We start from the raw sequence: 17483 nt of genomic DNA, 5'->3' as shown, positions 1-17483 counted from the left end.
TGGGGTCTTATCGGCGTGCGCTCCTCGCCCGTCCCAGCACCTGCGACAGCGCGATGATCGCCATCGTCACGATGAGCATCAGTGAACCGATGACGTCGATCTGCGCGGGGTAGGCACGCTGGACCGAGCCCCAGATGTACATGGGGAAGGTCTCCAGGTTGCCCGCGGTGAAGACGGTGACGATGTAGTCGTCGATGGACAGGGCGAAGGCCAGCAGCGCGGCGGCGGCGATGCCCGGGGCGACCAGCGGCAGCGTGACGTGGCGGAAGGTCTGGGCGGGGGTGGCGTACAGGTCCTGCGCGGCGCGTTCCAGGGTCGGGTCCATGCCGGCCAGTCGCGACTTGACGGTGACGACGACGTAGGAGACACAGAACATCACGTGCGCGATGGTGATGGTCCAAAAGCCGAGTCCGCCGGGGCCGATGGTGTTGAAGAACAGCGCGGCGAGGGTGGCGCCCATGACCACCTCGGGGGCGGCCATCGGCAGGAAGAGCAGGGCGTTGATGCCGGAGCGGGCCTTGAAGCGGTAGCGCACCATGGCGAACGCGATCATCGTGCCGAGCACGGTGGCGACGATGGTGGCGACCACGCCGATGCGCAGCGACAGGCCGATGCTGTGGCACATCTCGCCGTTGGCGCACGGGTTCCGCCAGGCGGCGAGCGAGAAGCGGTGCCAGACGTAGTCGAACTTGCCCTGCGGCTGGTTGAACGACATCCAGAAGATGATGACGTTCGGCAGCAGCATGAAGACGAAGATCAGCACGGTGGCGGCGAGCAGCAGGTGTTCCCTGGCCCAGGCGAGCGGGGAGCGGCGGCGCGCCTTCGGTGGCCGGGCCGCGGTGGTGGGCGCGGCGGGCGGGGCGGTCACAGTGGTCATCAGATCAGGTCCTCCGTCCCGGCCTTGCGGATGTAGCTCATGACCAGGACCAGCGTGCCGACCATCATCACGACGGAGATGGCGGAGCCGACCGGATAGCCCTGGGTGTTGCGGAGGAACAGGTCCTCGATCTTCTGGCCGACGACACCGGTGTTGGGGTTGCCGAGCAGTTGGGCGTTGATGTAGTCGCCGATGGCGGGGATGAAGGTCAGCAGGGTGCCGCCGATGACGCCGGGCATGGACAGCGGCAGGGTGACGCGGCGCCAGGTGGTGAACGCGTTGCAGTACAGGTCCTGTCCGGCCTCGTGCAACCTGGGGTCGATCTTCTCCAGCGAGGTGTACAGCGGCAGGATGGTGAAGGGCAGGAAGTTGTAGACCATGCCGCAGACCACGGCGGCGGGGCTGGCCAGCACGTGGTTGCCGACGGTCCAGCCCAGCGCGCTGGTCAGCTTCAGGACGTGCGCGTCGTTGAGGAACTGCACGACGGGGCCGTTGTCGGCGAGGATCGTCTTCCAGGCGATGGTGCGGATCAGGAAGCTGGTGAAGGACGGCACGATCACCAGGGCCATCAGCAGGCTCTTGTACTTGCCGCCCTTGAAGGCGATGAAGTAGGCGACGGGGTAGCCCAGGGCGAGGCAGAAGACCGTGCACAGCACCGAGTAGATGCCGGAGTGCAGGTACTGGACGCCGTAGTCGGTGAGGGCCTTCCCGTAGTTGGCCCAGTGCCAGGTGAGCTTGAAGCCGTCGTCGTAGTCGCCGGTCTGCACGGAGGCGGAGACCGAGGTGAAGATCGGCACGAGGAAGAAGACGACGAGCCACAGCAGTCCGGGTGCCAGCAGGACCCAGGGCGTCCAGTTGCGCCTGGGCTTGCGGGCCGAGGGCGGCGGTTCGACGGGTTCGGTGAGTTCCGGGCTCGGAACGACGGCCGTCATGCCGCGTCCTCCTCGATGTCGGCCGCGCCGGCCTCGATGTCCTGGCCGCCTTCGAGGCCGAAGCCCTGGCTGGGGTCCCAGTGCACGACGACCTCGGTGCCGGGGCGCTGGATCTCCCGGCCGGTGTTCTGCTCGAAGACCGAGACCTCCTCGCCGGTGGCGAGGGTGACCAGGTACTGCGTGGAGACGCCGATGAACGAGGTGTCGACGACGGTGCCGCCGGTCAGCCGGTTGTGGCCGGCGGGTATCTCGGCGCCGGTGCGGGCGAGGTGGACCTTCTCGGGGCGCACGCCGAGGATCACGGCGCCGGAGCGCACCGGACATCGCGCGGCGTCCAGGGTCAGGCGCTGGCCGTGCGCGGTGACGGTGACCACGTCTGCGTCGACGCCTTCGACGGTGCCGGGCAGCAGGTTGGACTGGCCGAGGAAGTTGGCGACGAAGGTGGTGCGCGGGTTCTCGTACAGCTCGGCGGGCGAGCCCATCTGCTCGATGCGGCCGGCGTTCATCACCGCGATGGTGTCGGCCATGGTCATGGCCTCCTCCTGGTCGTGGGTGACGTGCACGAAGGTGAGGCCGACCTCCAGCTGGATGCGCTTGAGCTCGATCTGCATCTGGCGGCGCAGTTTGAGGTCGAGGGCGCCGAGCGGTTCGTCGAGCAGCAGCACCTGCGGCTGGTTGATCAGGGCGCGGGCGAGGGCGATGCGCTGCTGCTGGCCGCCGGAGAGCTGGCCGGGCTTGCGCTTGGCGAGGTGGCCGAGTTCGACCAGGTCGAGCATGTCGGTGACGGGCTTCCTGACGTCCTTGATGCCGCGCCTGCGCAGGCCGAAGGCGACGTTCTCGTAGATGTCGAGGTGCGGGAAGAGCGCGTAGTTCTGGAAGACGGTGTTGACCGGGCGGCGGTACGGCTTGCGGTCGGTGACGTCCTGGTCGCCGAGGAGGATGCGGCCGACGGTGGGCTCCTCCAGGCCCGAGACCATCCGCAAGGTGGTGGTCTTGCCGCAGCCGGAGGCGCCGAGCAGGGCGAAGAACGAGCCCTGCGGCACGGTCAGGTCGAGATCGTCCACGGCGGTGAACGAACCGTAGCGCTTGGTCAGTCCGGCCAGACGGAGGTCTCCGCCCTCGGTGCGGCCGAGCACATCGTTGGAGCTCATCGGGACTCTTCTCTCATCCTTGGGCGGTGGTGCGCACCGGTTCTACTGGCCGGTGACCTGCTGGAAGCGGCCGGTGTAGTCGTTGAGCTGGTCGACGGTCAGGGCCATGAAGCCGCGGGCCTTCGCTTCCATCCGCTTGGTCGGGACGATCAGCGGGGAGGCCGCCGCCTGCGGGTCCAGGGCGCGCAGGGCGGTGTCGGCGCCGTCGACGGACGGGATGTAGTCGATGTAGTCGTCGAGCGCGGCGGCGACGTCGGGGCGCAGGTAGTAGTTGAGCAGCTTCTCGGCGTTGGTCTTGTGCCGGGCGAAGTTGGGGATGACGCAGTTGTCCGACCAGGACAGCAGGCCTTCCCTCGGCAGGTCGACGGTGACCAGGTCGGGCTTGCCGAGCTGGGCGACGTCGCCGGAGTACGCCATCGTCACGGCGGTGTTGCCCTGCTGGAAGTCGCTGAGGTAGTCGTTGCCGGTGAAGGCCCGGATCTGTCCTGCGGCCTTGGCCCTGCGCACGTACTCCAGCGACTTGTTGAACTGCGCGTCGGTGAACTGCTGCGGGTCGTGGCCGAGGGCGAGCAGCGCGAGGGCGACCGTGTCCTCCATCTCGCTGAACAGCGAGACCTTGCCGTGCAGGTCGGGCCGGGTGAAGATCTCCGCGATCGAGGTGATCGGCTGCTTCACCAGCTTCTTGTTGTACGCGATGGTGGTGTACCCGTACGCCCACGGGACGGTGTAGCGGCGGCCGGCGTCGGTGGGGTCGTGCAGCACCGAGGGCAGCATGTGGGCGTGGTTGGGGACGTTGGCCAGGTTCAGTTCCTGGATGTAGTCGTAGGCGCGGTACTTGGCCACCATGTAGTCGCTGACGACCATGATGTCGTAGCCGGTGTCGACGCCCTTGACCAGCGACGGGTCCACCTTGGTGTACCAGTCGTTGTTGTCGTTGATGACCTCCAGGTACTGCACCTGGATGCCGGTCTCCTTCTCGAAGCGTTCCAGGGTGGGCCGCTTGTTGGGGTCCTTGGGGTCGACGTCGATGTACGCGGGCCAGTTGGCGAAGACGACCTTCTTCTCGGTGTCCGAGTAGTCGTGCCCGGGCTGGCCGGTCTCCTGGGCGCCGGGCGGCACCACGTGGCCCTGCACGCCGCAGGCCGACAGCGCGCTCGCCCCGGCGACCGCGAGGCCGCCCGCGCCGGCGCCGCGCAGCAGGGCGCGGCGGCTGACGCGGGAGGCGGTCGAGCGCAGCCGGGTGCGGTTGGTGAACCGCGCGAGGTCGAGGGGGTCGGGACCGGTCACGGCGTCACCTGGCTTCCGAAGATCGTGCGGTGCCAGTCCTTGCGCGCCACCGCCGTGTTGTCGTACATGACGTGCTTGACCTGCGTGTACTCCTCGAAGGAGTACGCCGACATGTCCTTGCCGTAGCCGCTGGCCTTGTATCCGCCGTGCGGCATCTCGCTGATGATCGGGATGTGGTCGTTGACCCACACGCAGCCCGCGGCGATCTCGCGGGTGGCGCGGCCGGCCCGGAAGACGTCCCGGGTCCAGGCGGAGGCGGCCAGGCCGTAGGGCGTGTCGTTGGCGAGCGCCAGGCCCTCGTCGTCGCCGTCGAAGGGCAGCACGACCAGGACCGGGCCGAAGATCTCGCCCTGGACGACCTCGCTGTCCTGCGGGGCGCCGGTGATCAGGGTGGGGCGGTAGTACGCGCCCTTGGCGAGGTCGCCGCCCGGGGTCTCGCCACCGGTGACGACGGTGGCGTAGGAGCGGGCGCGCTCCACGAAGCCGGCGACGCGGTCGCGCTGGGTGTGGGAGATCAGCGGGCCGATGTCGGTGGCGGGATCGAACGGGTCGCCGACCACCACGCCCTCGAAGAGTTCGGCGACGGCGGCGACGAACGCGTCGTACAGCGGCCGCTGGACGTAGGCGCGGGTCGCGGCGGTGCAGTCCTGGCCGGTGTTGATCAGCGCCCCGGCGACGGCGCCGTGCGCGGCGGCCTCCAGGTCCGCGTCGTCGAAGACCACGAAGGGCGCCTTGCCGCCGAGTTCGAGGTGGAGCCGCTTGACGGTGGCGGTGGCGACCTCGGCGACCCGCTTGCCGACCGCGGTCGAGCCGGTGAAGGAGGTCATGGCGACGCCGGGGTGCGCGACGAGGTGTTCGCCCGCCTCGCGGCCGGTGCCGGTGACGACGTTGACCACGCCGTCGGGGATGCCCGCCGCGGTCGCGGCCCGCGCGAACATCAGGGAGGTCAGCGGGGTCAGCTCGGCGGGCTTGAGCACGATGGTGTTGCCCGCGGCGATGGCGGGCAGCACCTTCCAGGCGGCCATCTGCAGGGGGTAGTTCCACGGCGCGATGGAGCCGACCACGCCGACCGGCTCGCGCCGCACGTACGAGGTGTGGTCGCCGGAGTACTCCCCCGCCGCCTGGCCCTGCAGGTGGCGGGCGGCGCCGGCGAAGAACGCGGTGTTGTCGACGGTGCCGGGCACGTCGAAGCCGGTGGAGAGCTTCATCGGCTTGCCGCACTGGAGCGATTCGGCGAGCGCGAGGTCGTCGGCCGCCTCGCCGAGGGCGGCGGCGAAGCGGTGCAGGGCGTCGGAGCGCTCACCGGGGGTGGCTCCGGCCCAGCCGGGCAGCGCCTCGCGGGCGGCGTCCACGGCGGCGTCCACGTCGTCGGCCGAGGCGAGGTCGTAGGGGTGGACGGCCTCGCCGGTGGCGGGGTCGACGACACTGTGGCGGCGCCCCGAAGAGCCGGGCCTGAGGCTTCCCGCGATGTACTGCGATCCCTCGGCGAGCCGTTCCGCCACTTCGAGCGCGGCTGCTCGGCTGTGCTGCATCACGATGGCGTTTCTCCTCATGTGCTCCCCGGGCGCCCACCGGGGGCCGAGGGCCTCAGGTGTAGCGTTTCGCCGGGTTGGTGGCCGATCCTGGCAGAATGGAATCGACCCAACAAGGGATTCCGTTGTTGCCTTTTGGTTACGCGACGGAATCTGTTCTCGACACTTTCTGGCTTCTTGGGACGATGCCGCAGCGCCCATGATCGCGGCAACCGGCACCCTGACTCCGGCGCCCTACCGCGCTTTACACTGTGACAACCCTTCCGGATCCCTGCGGAGGCCTGAGCCCGTGTTCCCCACCGTCGAGCAGGTCCTGGAACTGGACGTGGTGCGCCACGGCAACCCGAGGGTCGTCGCGGGCGCCGCGGGGCTGGGCCACCCGGTGCGCTGGGTGCACATCAGCGAGCTGGCCGACATCGCCGGGATGCTGCACGGCGGCGAGCTGGTGCTGTCCACCGGCGTGATGCTGCCCGCCGACAAGGAGTCGCTCGCCCGCTACATCGACGACCTGGCCGACGTGGGCGCCGCCGGGCTCGTGGTCGAGCTGGGCCGCCGCTACGCCGACGAGCTGCCCAGGCCGCTGGTCAAGGCGGCCGAGCGGCGCGGGCTGCCGCTGGTGGAGCTGCGCACCGAGGTGCGGTTCGTCGCCGTCACCGGCGCGGTCCACGAGCACGTCGTCAACGCCCAGCTGGCCGAGCTGCGGGCGTCGGAGTCGGTGCACCAGATCTTCAACGAGCTGTCCGTGGAGGGCGCGGAGCCGGAGGAGGTGGTCCGCGAGGTCGCGCGGCTGGCCGGGGCGCCGGTGGTGCTGGAGAACCTCTCGCACCAGGTCCTCGCCTTCGACGCGGCGGGGCAGGACCCGAAGGGGCTGCTGGACGGCTGGGAGCGGCGCTCGCGCGGGGTGCGGGTGGCCGCCCGCACCGGCCACGACGGCCGCTCCGGCTGGCTGGTCACCACGGTCGGCGCGCGCGGCCAGGACTGGGGGCGGCTGGTCGTTGCGGGCACCCCGGGCCGTGAGCCGTCCAGCCACTGGACGGTGCTGGTGGAACGCGGCGCGGCGACCCTCGCGCTCAACCGGCTGCTGGAACGCGACCGCGAGTCGCTGGAGCGCCAGACCCACCGCACCCTGCTGTCGGGCATCCTCACCCACGCGCTGACCGTCTCCGAGGTCGCGCTGCGCGCCCGGGCGCTGGGCGTGCAGCTGGAGGGGCGGCGGCTGGTCGGGGTGATGCTGCGGCTGCGCGGCGGCCCCGGGTCGGCGGCGCTGGAGGCGCAGGCGCGGCTACGGGACTTCGCCGAGACGGCCGCCGCCGCCGCCCGTGAGCGGGCGCTGACCGCGCTGATCGGAGCGCTGGACGACGGCGGCGTCGGCCTGCTGGTCTCGCTGGGTCCGGGCGACGACGAGCACGCCGCGCTGGAGGGCTTCGCGGCGGCGCTGGACCGGCTGGCCGAACCGGCCGGCGAGCAGTCCGCGTTCTTGATGGCGGCGGGCTCTTCGGTGGGCTCGCTGCGCGACGCGCGCCGCACCCTGCTGGAGGCGGCCCAGGTCGCGGACGCCGCCTCGCACGCCCGGGAGCGCAAGGCGGGCACGTACTACCGGCTGCCGGACGTGCGCCTGCGCGGCCTGCTGCACCTGCTGCGCGACGACGCCCGGCTCCAGACGTACGTGGAACGCGAACTCGGGCCGCTGCTGGCCTACGACGCGGAGAACGGCACCGACCTGGTGCGCATCCTGAGCGTCTACCTGACCTCGGGCCGCAACAAGTCGGCCGCGGCGGACGCCGCCCACATGTCCCGGCCGTCGTTCTACGACCGGCTGCACCGCGTGGAGCGCATCCTCGGCACCGACCTGGACCAGGTCGAGTCGTGCCTGTCGCTGCACGTGGCGCTGCTGGCGTTGCAGGCGGTCCGCGGCTGACAAACGTGCGGTGGCGGCCTGGCGGCCACGCCGCACGGAGCCGGTCGCCTAGAGCGTCTCGCGCAGGCCGCGCACCGCCTCCATGGTGGAACTGCCCGCCCAGACGGTCTGGAACGCCAGCCGCAGGCAGCCCGCCAGCGCCGGGTGCTCGATGAACAGCGCGGTCGTGGCGCCCGTTCCCGCCACCGGGTCGGGCATGTCGCACAGCACCAGCGAGGCGTCCGCGATCACCAGCTTCAGCGGCAGTTCGCGGGAGAAGCGGGCCTCCTCCCCGGCCAGCCCGAACTGCTCGACGTTCTCGGTCATGCCCGGGTCGTCCAGCACGTCGTAGGTGTAGATCGCCTGGACCACTCCCCCGGCCCGGCTCAGTCGTCTGACCACCTTCATCCCGGCCGGGTTGTCGGTCGAGGTCACGAACGGCGGCTTGTTGAAGCTCAGCAGCTCGCGGCTGGCCTGCTCCTGGATGTCGACGAAGCGTTCCGAGATCGCCTTCGGATCCCGCAGCACCTCGATGTAGTCCAGCGGGTCGGACTGCGAGCGGCCCTCCGACCAGACCGGCAGCAACGCGGCCACCAGTCCGCTGGAGACCCGCTCCATCCGGTCCAGCGCCTCGCGCTGGTCCGACATCAGCCGGGTCAGCGCCAGTTCGGGGTCGATGGCGGAGAACGTGGCGACCCGGCCCGGGTGGGCCACCGCCAGCCTGCGCCGCACGAGGGCGTCCAGTACGTCGTAGATGCGCTGGCGCGGGACGTCGGCCTCACGCGCCGCCTCGGCGGCCGTGTACGACTCGCGCCTGATCAGCGCGAGGTACACCCGCGCTTCGTACCGGGCCAGCCCGAGCGCGACGAGCTGACCGACGGACTGCTCCTCCGGTTCCATGGCAGCACACCGTATACGGCCAGGCAATGAAGATGGCGAGAAGGATTTACAGCTTCCTGGTTGTCACATCATGGCGTCTTCGCTACTTTCATCGCCAGTAGCCACCACTGTCCGGGGTGGCACATACGGGATCCGTGACAGATCAGCGCACCCCGAACGACAGGGCACGGCCGGCACCACCGTGGCGCACCCCGTGCGCGCCACACCGCACAGCACCGTCCGTAACGCAAGCACCTTTCCGCTCCACCCGTACCGCACGAAGCACTCGGCACCCGCACTCTCCATCCGGCCCCACGGGGCCGACTTGTCATGCGCAGACCACCCTGCCTGCGCATCCCCCACTGGAGGGCACTTCATGCGCTCGAAGAAAAGACACTCCGGCAGACCGGACGTGCGCTGGGCGAGAACCGCCGCCACCGCACTCCTGTCCGCCGGGGCCCTGGTGACCGGCGGGCTGATCGCCGCGGGCCCGGCCGCCGCGGCCGCCCACCAGACCACCACCGCGGGCACCAGCACCAGCACGGTGAAGGTCAAGGACGCCTGCGACCAGCAGCAGAAGCCCGGATACATGTCGTGCTTCGCGGAGAAGCGCACCGACGTCATGCACCACATGGGCATCTCGCCCAACGCCTCGCCGGCCGGTTACGGCCCGAGCCAGCTGCAGTCCGCCTACAACCTCGCCTCGGCCGCGGCGTCCGGCGGCTCGGGCCAGACGGTCGCCATCGTCGACGCCTACGACGACCCCAACGCCGCGAGCGACCTGGCCACCTACCGCAGCCAGTTCGGCCTGCCGGCCTGTGGCAGCGGCTGCTTCACCAAGGTCAACGAGAACGGCCAGACCAGCCCCCTGCCCTCCCCCGCGCCGTCCTCGGACGACTGGACGGGCGAGGAGTCGCTGGACTTCGACATGGTCTCCGCGATCTGCCCCAACTGCCACATCCTGCTGGTCGAGGCCGACCAGCCGAGCGACTCCGACCTGGGCACCGCGGTCAACACCGCGGTCAGCATGGGCGCCAAGTACGTCTCCAACTCCTACGGCGGCTCCGAGGACTCCTCGCAGACCTCCGAGGACACCCAGTACTACGACCACCCCGGTGTCGCGGTGACCGCCTCGGCCGGTGACAGCGGCTACGGCGCCGAGTACCCGGCCGCCTCGCAGTACGTCACCTCGGTCGGCGGCACGTCGCTGAAGACCGCGTCCAACTCCCGTGGCTGGTCCGAGTCGGTGTGGAGCACCTCCTCGTCCGAGGGCACCGGCTCCGGCTGCTCCGCCTACGACCCGAAGCCGTCCTGGCAGAAGGACACCGGCTGCTCGAAGCGGACCATCGCGGACGTCTCCGCGGTCGCCGACCCGGCCACCGGTGTGGCGGTCTACGACTCCTACAACGGCAACGGCGGCTGGAACGAGTACGGCGGCACCAGCGCCTCCTCGCCGATCATCGCCTCGGTCTACGCGCTCGCCGGCACCCCGGCGTCCGGGACCACCCCGGCGTCGTACCCCTACAGCCACACCTCGTCGCTCAACGACGTGACCTCGGGCTCCAACGGCTCCTGCTCGCCCAGCTACCTGTGCACCGCGGGCACCGGCTACGACGGCCCGACCGGCCTGGGCACGCCGAACGGCACCGCCGCCTTCACCAGCGGCACCAGCACCGGCAACACCGTGACGGTCACCAACCCGGGCAACCAGTCGACGCGCTCGGGCACCGCGGTCTCGCTCCAGATCAACGCGAGCGACTCGGCCGGCGGCCAGACCCTCACCTACAGCGCCACCGGCCTGCCGGCGGGCCTGTCCATCAACTCCTCCAGCGGCCTGATCACCGGCACCCCGACCACCACCGGCTCGTCCAACGTGACGGTCACCGTCAAGGACTCCACCGGCGCCTCGGGCACGACCACCTTCACCTGGACGGTCACCGCCGCCACCGGCAACACGGTGACGGTCACCAACCCGGGCAGCCAGTCCACCGCGGTGGGCACCGCGGTCTCGCTCCAGATCAACGCGAGCGATTCGGCCAGCGGCCAGACCCTCACCTACAGCGCCACCGGCCTGCCCGCGGGCCTGTCCATCAACTCCTCCACCGGTGTCATCTCCGGCACCCCGACCGCCGCGGGCACCTCCAACGTGACGGTCACCGCCACCGACACCACCGGCGCCTCCGGCTCGGCCACCTTCGGCTGGACCGTCACCACCTCCGGTGGCGGCTGCACCGGCTCCCAGCTGCTCGGCAACCCCGGCTTCGAGACCGGCTCGGCCGCTCCGTGGACCGCGTCCTCCGGCGTGATCGACGACAGCAGCAACGCCCCGGCGCACTCGGGCAACTGGAAGGCGTGGCTGGACGGCTACGGCACCACCCACACCGACACCCTCTCCCAGACCGTCACCGTCCCCTCGGGCTGCAAGGCCACGCTGAGCTGGTGGCAGTACATCTCCACCCAGGAGACGGGCAAGACGGCGTACGACAAGCTGACGGTCACCGCCAACGGCACCACCGTGGCGACCTACTCCAACGCCGACGCGACCAGCGGCTACGTCCAGAAGTCCGTCGACCTGTCCTCCTACGCGGGCCAGTCGGTGACGATCAAGTTCACCGGCAAGGAGGACTCCAGCCTCGCGACCAGCTTCCTGATCGACGACACGTCGCTCCAGACCAGCTGAACAGGGCTGACGTAACGGCACGTTGAACCACACGCACAGAGGCGGGTCCGGGGCGAAGGCGTCCCGGACCCGCCGTACGTCTCACCCCGTACCGCCGCCGTCAGGCCAACCGCCAGTAGGCGTCGTCGTGTTCGCCGGTGGGCTCGAAGTCGAAGTCCAGACCCGCCACGCCCCTCGGCACGTCGAAGGCGAACACCACGGTCGCCGACCGTCCCGCCCGCAGCGTCCCGGGGAAGTCCCCGGCCAGCTCACCGGTGTCGGTGGAGATCAGCTCCAGGTCCGTCGAACCGTCGCCCGCGGTGGCGAAGTAGGTGTAGTCGCCCAGGTCCAGGTCCGCGCTGCCGGTCGCGCGCACCGTCACCGTGAAGCGGTACGCGGCGTCGCCCGGGGTCCAGCCGTCAGCGCCCGCGGGCGGCGTGAACCGCCGCGGCGCGCTCACCGCCACCCGTGTCCCGTCGCCGAACGCCGCCGTGCCGCCGGGCCCCAGCGGCCGGTCGTACGTACCGCGCGCCGAGGTCAGCGGCACCTGTGCGCCGCCGAACCACCGGTCCCCGGCCGAGGTGTCGGCGGTCGCGATCACCACCAGGGACAGCGCGACGGCCGTCGCCCCCAGGGCGGCGCCCGCCAGCGCCTGACGGCCGTTGCCCGCCTCGCCGCGCCGCGCCCGCCGTCGGCCGACCACACCCGCGACGATCGCCGGTATCCCCAGCGGCAGGCCGAGGACCACTCCGTGCAGTGTGACCGCGGCGAGCGTCGCCCCGGCGCCCAGCACCAGCGCGGCCACCCCGGCCCCGTCGCGCGGCGCGGGCCGCAGCCAGGCGGCGTACCGGGAGGCTTCGGCGGCTGCCCCGTGGGCGCCGGAAGCAGGGGTGTGCGAGGCGTCGCGCATCAATGCCTCCCGTCGACTCCTCGCCGGCTCACCGGGGTACGTCCGGTAGGTCCGGCAATGCTATGGCCAACAGGGTCTTCGGCCGTGCGTCTACGATGATCCGGACGACACGAGCGCAGGAGGCCCCGCATGACCGACAGCACCGCCCGGAACGGCGGCCCGGACCTGGGTGGGTTCATCGCCGGACTGCCCAAGGCGGAGCTGCACGTGCACCACGTGGGATCGGCTTCCGCGCGCATCGTCGCCGAACTGGCCGCCCGCCACCCGGACTCCGCGGTGCCGAACGACCCGGACGCGCTGCGCGAGTACTTCACCTTCCGCGACTTCGCGCACTTCATCCAGGTCTACCTGTCGGTGGTCGACCTGATCAGGGACGCGGAGGACGTGCGGCTGCTGACCTTCGAGATCGCCCGCGACATGGCCCGGCAGCAGGTGCGCTACGCCGAGCTGACCATCACCCCGTACAGCTCGGTGCGGCGCGGCATCCCGGCGCCGGCGTTCATGGAGGCGATCGAGGACGCGCGCAAGGCCGCGGAGGCCGAGTTCGGCACGGTGCTGCGCTGGTGCTTCGACATCCCCGGCGAGGCGGGCCTGGAGTCGGCCGAGGTCACCACGGAACTGGTGGAGCGCCACGCCCCGGAGGGCCTGGTCTCCTTCGGCCTGGGCGGCCCGGAGATCGGTGTGCCGCGCCCGCAGTTCAAGCCGTACTTCGACCGCGCCCGCGCCCTCGGCCTGCGCAGCGTGCCGCACTCGGGCGAGACGACGGGCCCGGAGTCGGTCTGGGACGCGCTGCGCGACCTGGGCGCCGAGCGCGTCGGCCACGGCACCAGCTCGGTGCGCGACCCGCGTCTGCTGGCCCACCTCGCGGAGCACCGGATCCCGCTGGAGGTCTGCCCGACCTCGAACGTGGCGACCCGCGCGGTGGCCTCGCTGGAGGAGCACCCGATCCGTCAGATGGTCGACGCGGGCGTCCTGGTGACCGTCAACAGCGACGACCCGCCGATGTTCGGCACCGACCTCAACACGGAGTACGCGGTCGCCGCCCGCCTGCTGGGCCTCGACGCCTCGGGCGTGGCGTCCCTGGCGAAGAACGCGGTCGAGGCCTCCTTCCAGACCGCGGAGGCGAAGACCGCCCTGCGCGAGGAGATCGACGCGTACACGGCAGCCTGGTCCGGCTGAGCGCCCGGCCCGGCGCGCAACGGTGTTCGCGGGCCGGGGCCGGCAGGGCGCCTCACGCCGCCAGTTCGAAGCGTTCGAGTTGTTTGATCATGCGGCGGACCACCAGCAGCGGGACGATGCCGAAGACGCCGAACGACATGTCGATCAGGCTCCAGCCGAATGGGATGCCACGGATCGGGCCGCAGATGAGGGCGAGCGGGATGATGCCGGCGCAGGCGATCACGCCGAACTCGATCACCCAGATGTTGCGCACCGGGTCGCGGTAGGGCCCGTAGAAGGCGACCGCGATGACCAGGTGCGCGAAGGCCAGCCAGTCCGTGCCGTACAGCACGAACGGATAGCGCGCGTCGGTGGCGACCAGGCCGACCCGGCAGATGTGGATCCAGTGCGCGACCAGCGGCAGGTGCATTCCGTCCAGCCAGCGCACCTCGTGCACCAGCGGGAAGGCCGTGGCGCCGCTGAGCACCAGGCACACCACGAAGACGGCCAGCCAGATCCGGATGCGGCGCCGCAGCGCCTCGCTTCCCCCCATGTCCGCGCACCCTACGCCCGGGCCCCGGACGCGGCGCGTCCGGGGCCCGGGTGGGTGTCACCTCACGCGTCGAGCGACGTCATGACGTGCTTGACGCGGGTGTAGTCCTCGAAGCCGTAGGCCGACAGGTCCTTGCCGTAGCCGGACTTCTTGAAGCCACCGTGCGGCATCTCGGCGACCAGCGGGATGTGGGTGTTGATCCACACGCAGCCGAAGTCGAGCTTCTTCGACATCCGCATGGCGCGGCCGTGGTTCTTGGTCCACACCGAGGACGCCAGCGCGTAGTCGACGCCGTTGGCCCACTCGACGGCCTGGTCCTCGTCGGAGAAGGACTGCACGGTGATGACCGGGCCGAAGACCTCGTTCTGGATGATCTCGTCGTCCTGCTTCAGGCCCGACACGACGGTGGGCGCGAAGAAGTAGCCCTTCTCGCCCACCCGGTGGCCGCCGGTCTGCAGCTTGGCGTGCGACGGCAGCCGCTCGATGAAGCCGGTGACCTGCTTGAGCTGGTTGGCGTTGTTGAGCGGCCCGTACAGCACGTCCTCGTCGTCCGGCTGCCCGGTCTTGGTGTCGGCCGCCGCCTTGGTGAGGGCGGCGACGAACTCGTCGTGGATCGACTCGTGCACCAGCACCCGGGTGGCCGCCGTGCAGTCCTGGCCGGCGTTGAAGAAGCCCGCGACCGAGATGTCCTCGACGGCCTTGGGGATGTCGACGTCCTCGAAGACCACGACCGGGGCCTTGCCGCCCAGTTCCAGGTGGACCCGCTTGAGGTCCTTCGACGCGGTCTCGGCGACCTGCATGCCGGCCCGCACCGAGCCGGTGATGGAGGCCATCGCCGGGGTGGGGTGCTCGACCATCAGGCGGCCGGTGTCGCGGTCGCCGCACACGACGTTGAAGACGCCCTTGGGCACCACGTTGCCGATGATCTCCGCGAGCAGCACGGTGGACGCGGGCGTGGTGTCGGACGGCTTGAGCACGACGGTGTTGCCCGCGGCGAGGGCCGGGGCGAACTTCCACACCGCCATCATCATCGGGTAGTTCCACGGCGCGACCTGCGCGCACACGCCCACCGGCTCACGGCGCACGAAGGAGGTCAGGCCCTCCATGTACTCGCCGCCGGACTTGCCCTCCAACAGCCGGGCCGCGCCCGCGAAGAAGCGGATCTGGTCGACCATCGGCGGGATCTCCTCGGTCCGCGTCAGGCCGATCGGCTTGCCGGTGTTCTCGCTCTCGGCGGCGATCAGTTCCTCGGCGCGCTCCTCGATCGCGTCGGCGATCTTCAGCAGCGCCTTCTGCCGCTCGGCCGGGGTGGTGTCGCGCCAGGCCGGGAAGGCCGCGGCGGCGGCCGCCATGGCGGCGTCCACGTCGGCGGCTGCGGACAGCGGGGCCGTGGCGTACGCCTCGCCGGTGGCGGGGTTGACGACGTCGGTGGTGCGCCCGTCGGCGGCGTCGCGGAACTCTCCGTCGATGTAGTTGCGCAGAGTACGGAGCTCGCTCACTGCCTTCTCCTGTCCTGTGTCCTGAGGTGTCCTGGAATGCGGTACCGGCCGTCCGGTGTCCGGTGCGCGAGACACTCCCCACCCTAGTCGCTGGACCACCGTATTCGACATACCCGACACCGCCAAACAATGGAATCGGTACTTTCACGATCGCTTTACGACGGATTTCATCGCGAAGGGCTTGCCAAGGTGACGAGTCCTCGTGCAGAGTGGCCCCGTGGCCACTCGTACACCCGAACCGAAAGACCGCAGCGGCGGCACACCGGTGATCGACTCCGTCTCCAAGGCGATCATCGAGCAGCTGCAGGAGGACGGCCGCCGTCCTTACGCCGCCATCGGCAAGGCGGTCGGCCTGTCGGAGGCAGCCGTCCGGCAGCGCGTCCAGAAGCTGCTCGACCACGGCGTGATGCAGATCGTCGCCGTAACGGACCCGCTGACGGTGGGCTTCCGGCGGCAGGCGATGGTGGGCATTACCGTCGAAGGTGACATCGAGCCCGTTTCGGACGCGCTGGCCGAGATGGGCGAGGTGGAGTACGTCGTCGTCACCGCGGGCTCCTTCGATCTGCTGATCGAGATCGTCTGCGAGGACGACGACCACCTCCTGGAGATGATCAACAAGCGGATCCGCACGCTGCCCGGCGTGCGGTCCACCGAGAGCTTCGTCTACCTCAAGCTCCGGAAGCAGACCTACACCTGGGGAACCAGATAGCCATGAGCGCGGACCTCTCGAAGAGCGCGTACGACCACCTGTGGATGCACTTCACCCGCATGTCGTCGTACGAGAACGCCCCTGTGCCGACCATCGTGCGCGGTGAGGGCACCTACATCTACGACAGCAACGGCAGGAAGTACCTCGACGGCCTCGCCGGCCTGTTCGTGGTCCAGGCCGGACACGGACGCCAGGAGTTGGCCGAGGTCGCCGCCAAGCAGGCGGCGGAGCTGGCCTTCTTCCCCATCTGGTCGTACGCCCACCCCAAGGCCGTCGAACTGGCCGAGCGGCTGGCCGAGTACGCGCCGGGCGACCTCAACAAGGTCTTCTTCACCACCGGCGGCGGCGAGGCCGTCGAGACCGCGTGGAAGCTGGCCAAGCAGTACCACAAGCTCAAGGGCAACCACACCAAGTACAAGGTGATCTCCCGCGCCGTCGCCTACCACGGCACCCCGCAGGGCGCGCTGTCCATCACCGGTCTGCCCGCGCTCAAGGCCCCGTTCGAGCCGCTGGTCCCCGGCGCGCACAAGGTGCCCAACACCAACATCTACCGGGCGCCGATCCACGGCGACGACCCGGAGGCGTTCGGCCGCTGGGCAGCCGACCAGATCGAGCAGCAGATCCTCTTCGAGGGCCCGGAGACGGTCGCCGCCGTCTTCCTGGAGCCGGTGCAGAACGCCGGCGGCTGCTTCCCGCCGCCTCCCGGCTATTTCCAGCGGGTCCGCGAGATCTGCGACGAGTACGACGTGCTGCTCGTCTCCGACGAGGTCATCTGCGCCTTCGGCCGCCTCGGCACGATGTTCGCGTGCGACAAGTTCGGCTACGTGCCCGACATCATCACCTGCGCCAAGGGCATGACGTCCGGTTACTCGCCGATCGGCGCCGCCATCGTCTCCGACCGGATCGCCGAGCCGTTCTACAAGCAGGACAACACCTTCCTGCACGGCTACACCTTCGGCGGCCACCCGGTCTCCGCCGCGGTGGCGCTGGCCAACCTCGACCTGTTCGAGCGCGAGGGCCTCAACAAGCACGTGCTGGACAACGAGTCGGCGTTCCTCGGCACGCTGAGCAAGCTGCACGACCTGCCGATCGTCGGCGACGTGCGCGGCAACGGCTTCTTCTACGGCATCGAGCTGGTGAAGGACAAGGCCACCAAGGAGACCTTCTCCGACGAGGAGTGCGAGCGCCTGCTGTACGGCTTCGTCTCCAAGAAGCTCTTCGAGAACGGCCTGTACTGCCGGGCGGACGACCGCGGCGACCCGGTCATCCAGCTCTCCCCGCCGCTGATCTCCGACCAGTCGACCTTCGACGAGATCGAGCAGATCGTCCGCGGGGTGCTCACGGAGGCCTGGACCAAGCTGTGATCCGGTCCCGCGTCGGTGATCCGGGTGGTGATCCGGACACTCCCGGCGCGGAGTGACCGGTCGTGATCCACCGGTG

14 protein-coding genes are annotated in these 17483 nt (G+C 70.3%); 5 read left to right on the top strand and 9 right to left on the bottom strand.

The genetic code is table 11. The features are described 5' to 3' along the window. Nucleotides 1-7: 7 nt before the first annotated feature. Genes CK485_RS20405 through CK485_RS20385 form a run of 5 tightly spaced genes read right to left on the bottom strand, consistent with a single transcriptional unit; the run spans nt 8 to nt 5779 of the window. The gene (locus CK485_RS20405) at nt 8-877 is read right to left on the bottom strand and encodes an ABC transporter permease (protein WP_109452606.1); all 870 of its coding nucleotides are present in this window, start codon (nt 875-877) and stop codon (nt 8-10) included. Beyond that, nucleotides 877-1809: an ABC transporter permease gene (locus CK485_RS20400; protein WP_109452604.1), complete on the bottom strand. Its 933-nt coding sequence runs from the start codon at nt 1807-1809 to the stop codon at nt 877-879. The genes CK485_RS20405 and CK485_RS20400 overlap by 1 nt, the downstream gene beginning before the upstream one ends. Further along, nucleotides 1806-2960, bottom strand: a complete 1155-nt coding sequence (locus tag CK485_RS20395) for an ABC transporter ATP-binding protein (protein ID WP_109452602.1) — start codon at nt 2958-2960, stop codon at nt 1806-1808. The genes CK485_RS20400 and CK485_RS20395 overlap by 4 nt, the downstream gene beginning before the upstream one ends. Nucleotides 2961-3002: 42 nt before the next feature. Next, nucleotides 3003-4247, bottom strand: coding sequence for a spermidine/putrescine ABC transporter substrate-binding protein (locus tag CK485_RS20390; protein ID WP_109452600.1), 1245 nt, complete (start codon nt 4245-4247; stop codon nt 3003-3005). Then, entirely contained in the window at nt 4244-5779 is a 1536-nt protein-coding gene (locus CK485_RS20385; protein ID WP_199239450.1) for a gamma-aminobutyraldehyde dehydrogenase, read from the bottom strand. The genes CK485_RS20390 and CK485_RS20385 overlap by 4 nt, the downstream gene beginning before the upstream one ends. Before the next feature lie 289 nt (nt 5780-6068). Between CK485_RS20385 and CK485_RS20380 the strand changes: the two genes are divergently transcribed. Then, nucleotides 6069-7697 carry a PucR family transcriptional regulator ligand-binding domain-containing protein gene (locus CK485_RS20380; protein WP_109452596.1) on the top strand — a complete coding sequence of 543 codons (1629 nt, stop codon included), beginning with the start codon at nt 6069-6071 and terminating at the stop codon, nt 7695-7697. Nucleotides 7698-7745: 48 nt separating this feature from the next. Here the strand turns inward: CK485_RS20380 and CK485_RS20375 are convergent, their stop codons facing one another. Next, nucleotides 7746-8576: a helix-turn-helix domain-containing protein gene (locus CK485_RS20375; RefSeq protein WP_109452594.1), complete on the bottom strand. Its 831-nt coding sequence runs from the start codon at nt 8574-8576 to the stop codon at nt 7746-7748. 568 nt (nt 8577-9144) lie between these two features. Between CK485_RS20375 and CK485_RS20370 the strand changes: the two genes are divergently transcribed. Continuing rightward, the gene (locus CK485_RS20370) at nt 9145-11235 is read left to right on the top strand and encodes a putative Ig domain-containing protein (RefSeq protein WP_241968500.1); all 2091 of its coding nucleotides are present in this window, start codon (nt 9145-9147) and stop codon (nt 11233-11235) included. Between the two features lie 100 nt (nt 11236-11335). Here the strand turns inward: CK485_RS20370 and CK485_RS20365 are convergent, their stop codons facing one another. Beyond that, a complete protein-coding gene (locus tag CK485_RS20365; RefSeq protein ID WP_109452590.1) occupies nt 11336-12124 on the bottom strand; it encodes a hypothetical protein in 789 nt (262 codons plus the stop codon). A gap of 129 nt (nt 12125-12253) precedes the next feature. Between CK485_RS20365 and CK485_RS20360 the strand changes: the two genes are divergently transcribed. Continuing rightward, complete coding sequence (locus tag CK485_RS20360) at nt 12254-13303, top strand: adenosine deaminase (protein ID WP_109452588.1); 1050 nt, start codon at nt 12254-12256, stop codon at nt 13301-13303. Nucleotides 13304-13355: 52 nt separating this feature from the next. Here CK485_RS20360 and CK485_RS20355 read toward each other — a convergent pair whose 3' ends face one another. Together CK485_RS20355 and CK485_RS20350 are read right to left on the bottom strand one after the other, a co-directional pair. After that, nucleotides 13356-13835, bottom strand: a complete 480-nt coding sequence (locus tag CK485_RS20355; protein ID WP_109452586.1) for a hypothetical protein — start codon at nt 13833-13835, stop codon at nt 13356-13358. A gap of 62 nt (nt 13836-13897) precedes the next feature. Then, a complete protein-coding gene (locus CK485_RS20350) occupies nt 13898-15334 on the bottom strand; it encodes a gamma-aminobutyraldehyde dehydrogenase (RefSeq protein ID WP_109452585.1) in 1437 nt (478 codons plus the stop codon). 202 nt (nt 15335-15536) lie between these two features. On the opposite strand from CK485_RS20350, the gene CK485_RS20345 reads away from it, so the two are divergent. Together CK485_RS20345 and CK485_RS20340 are read left to right on the top strand one after the other, a co-directional pair. Next, a complete protein-coding gene (locus CK485_RS20345; RefSeq protein WP_109452583.1) occupies nt 15537-16043 on the top strand; it encodes an Lrp/AsnC family transcriptional regulator in 507 nt (168 codons plus the stop codon). Nucleotides 16044-16045: 2 nt separating this feature from the next. Next, entirely contained in the window at nt 16046-17407 is a 1362-nt protein-coding gene (locus CK485_RS20340) for an aspartate aminotransferase family protein (protein WP_109452581.1), read from the top strand. Nucleotides 17408-17483: the final 76 nt, after the last annotated feature.

This window comes from Streptomyces sp. ICBB 8177 (genome assembly GCF_003144095.1).
Classification (GTDB): Bacteria; Actinomycetota; Actinomycetes; order Streptomycetales; family Streptomycetaceae; genus Streptantibioticus_D.
The sequence above is the reverse complement of the archived record's forward strand: the minus strand, read 5'-3'. Positions and strand labels throughout refer to the sequence as shown.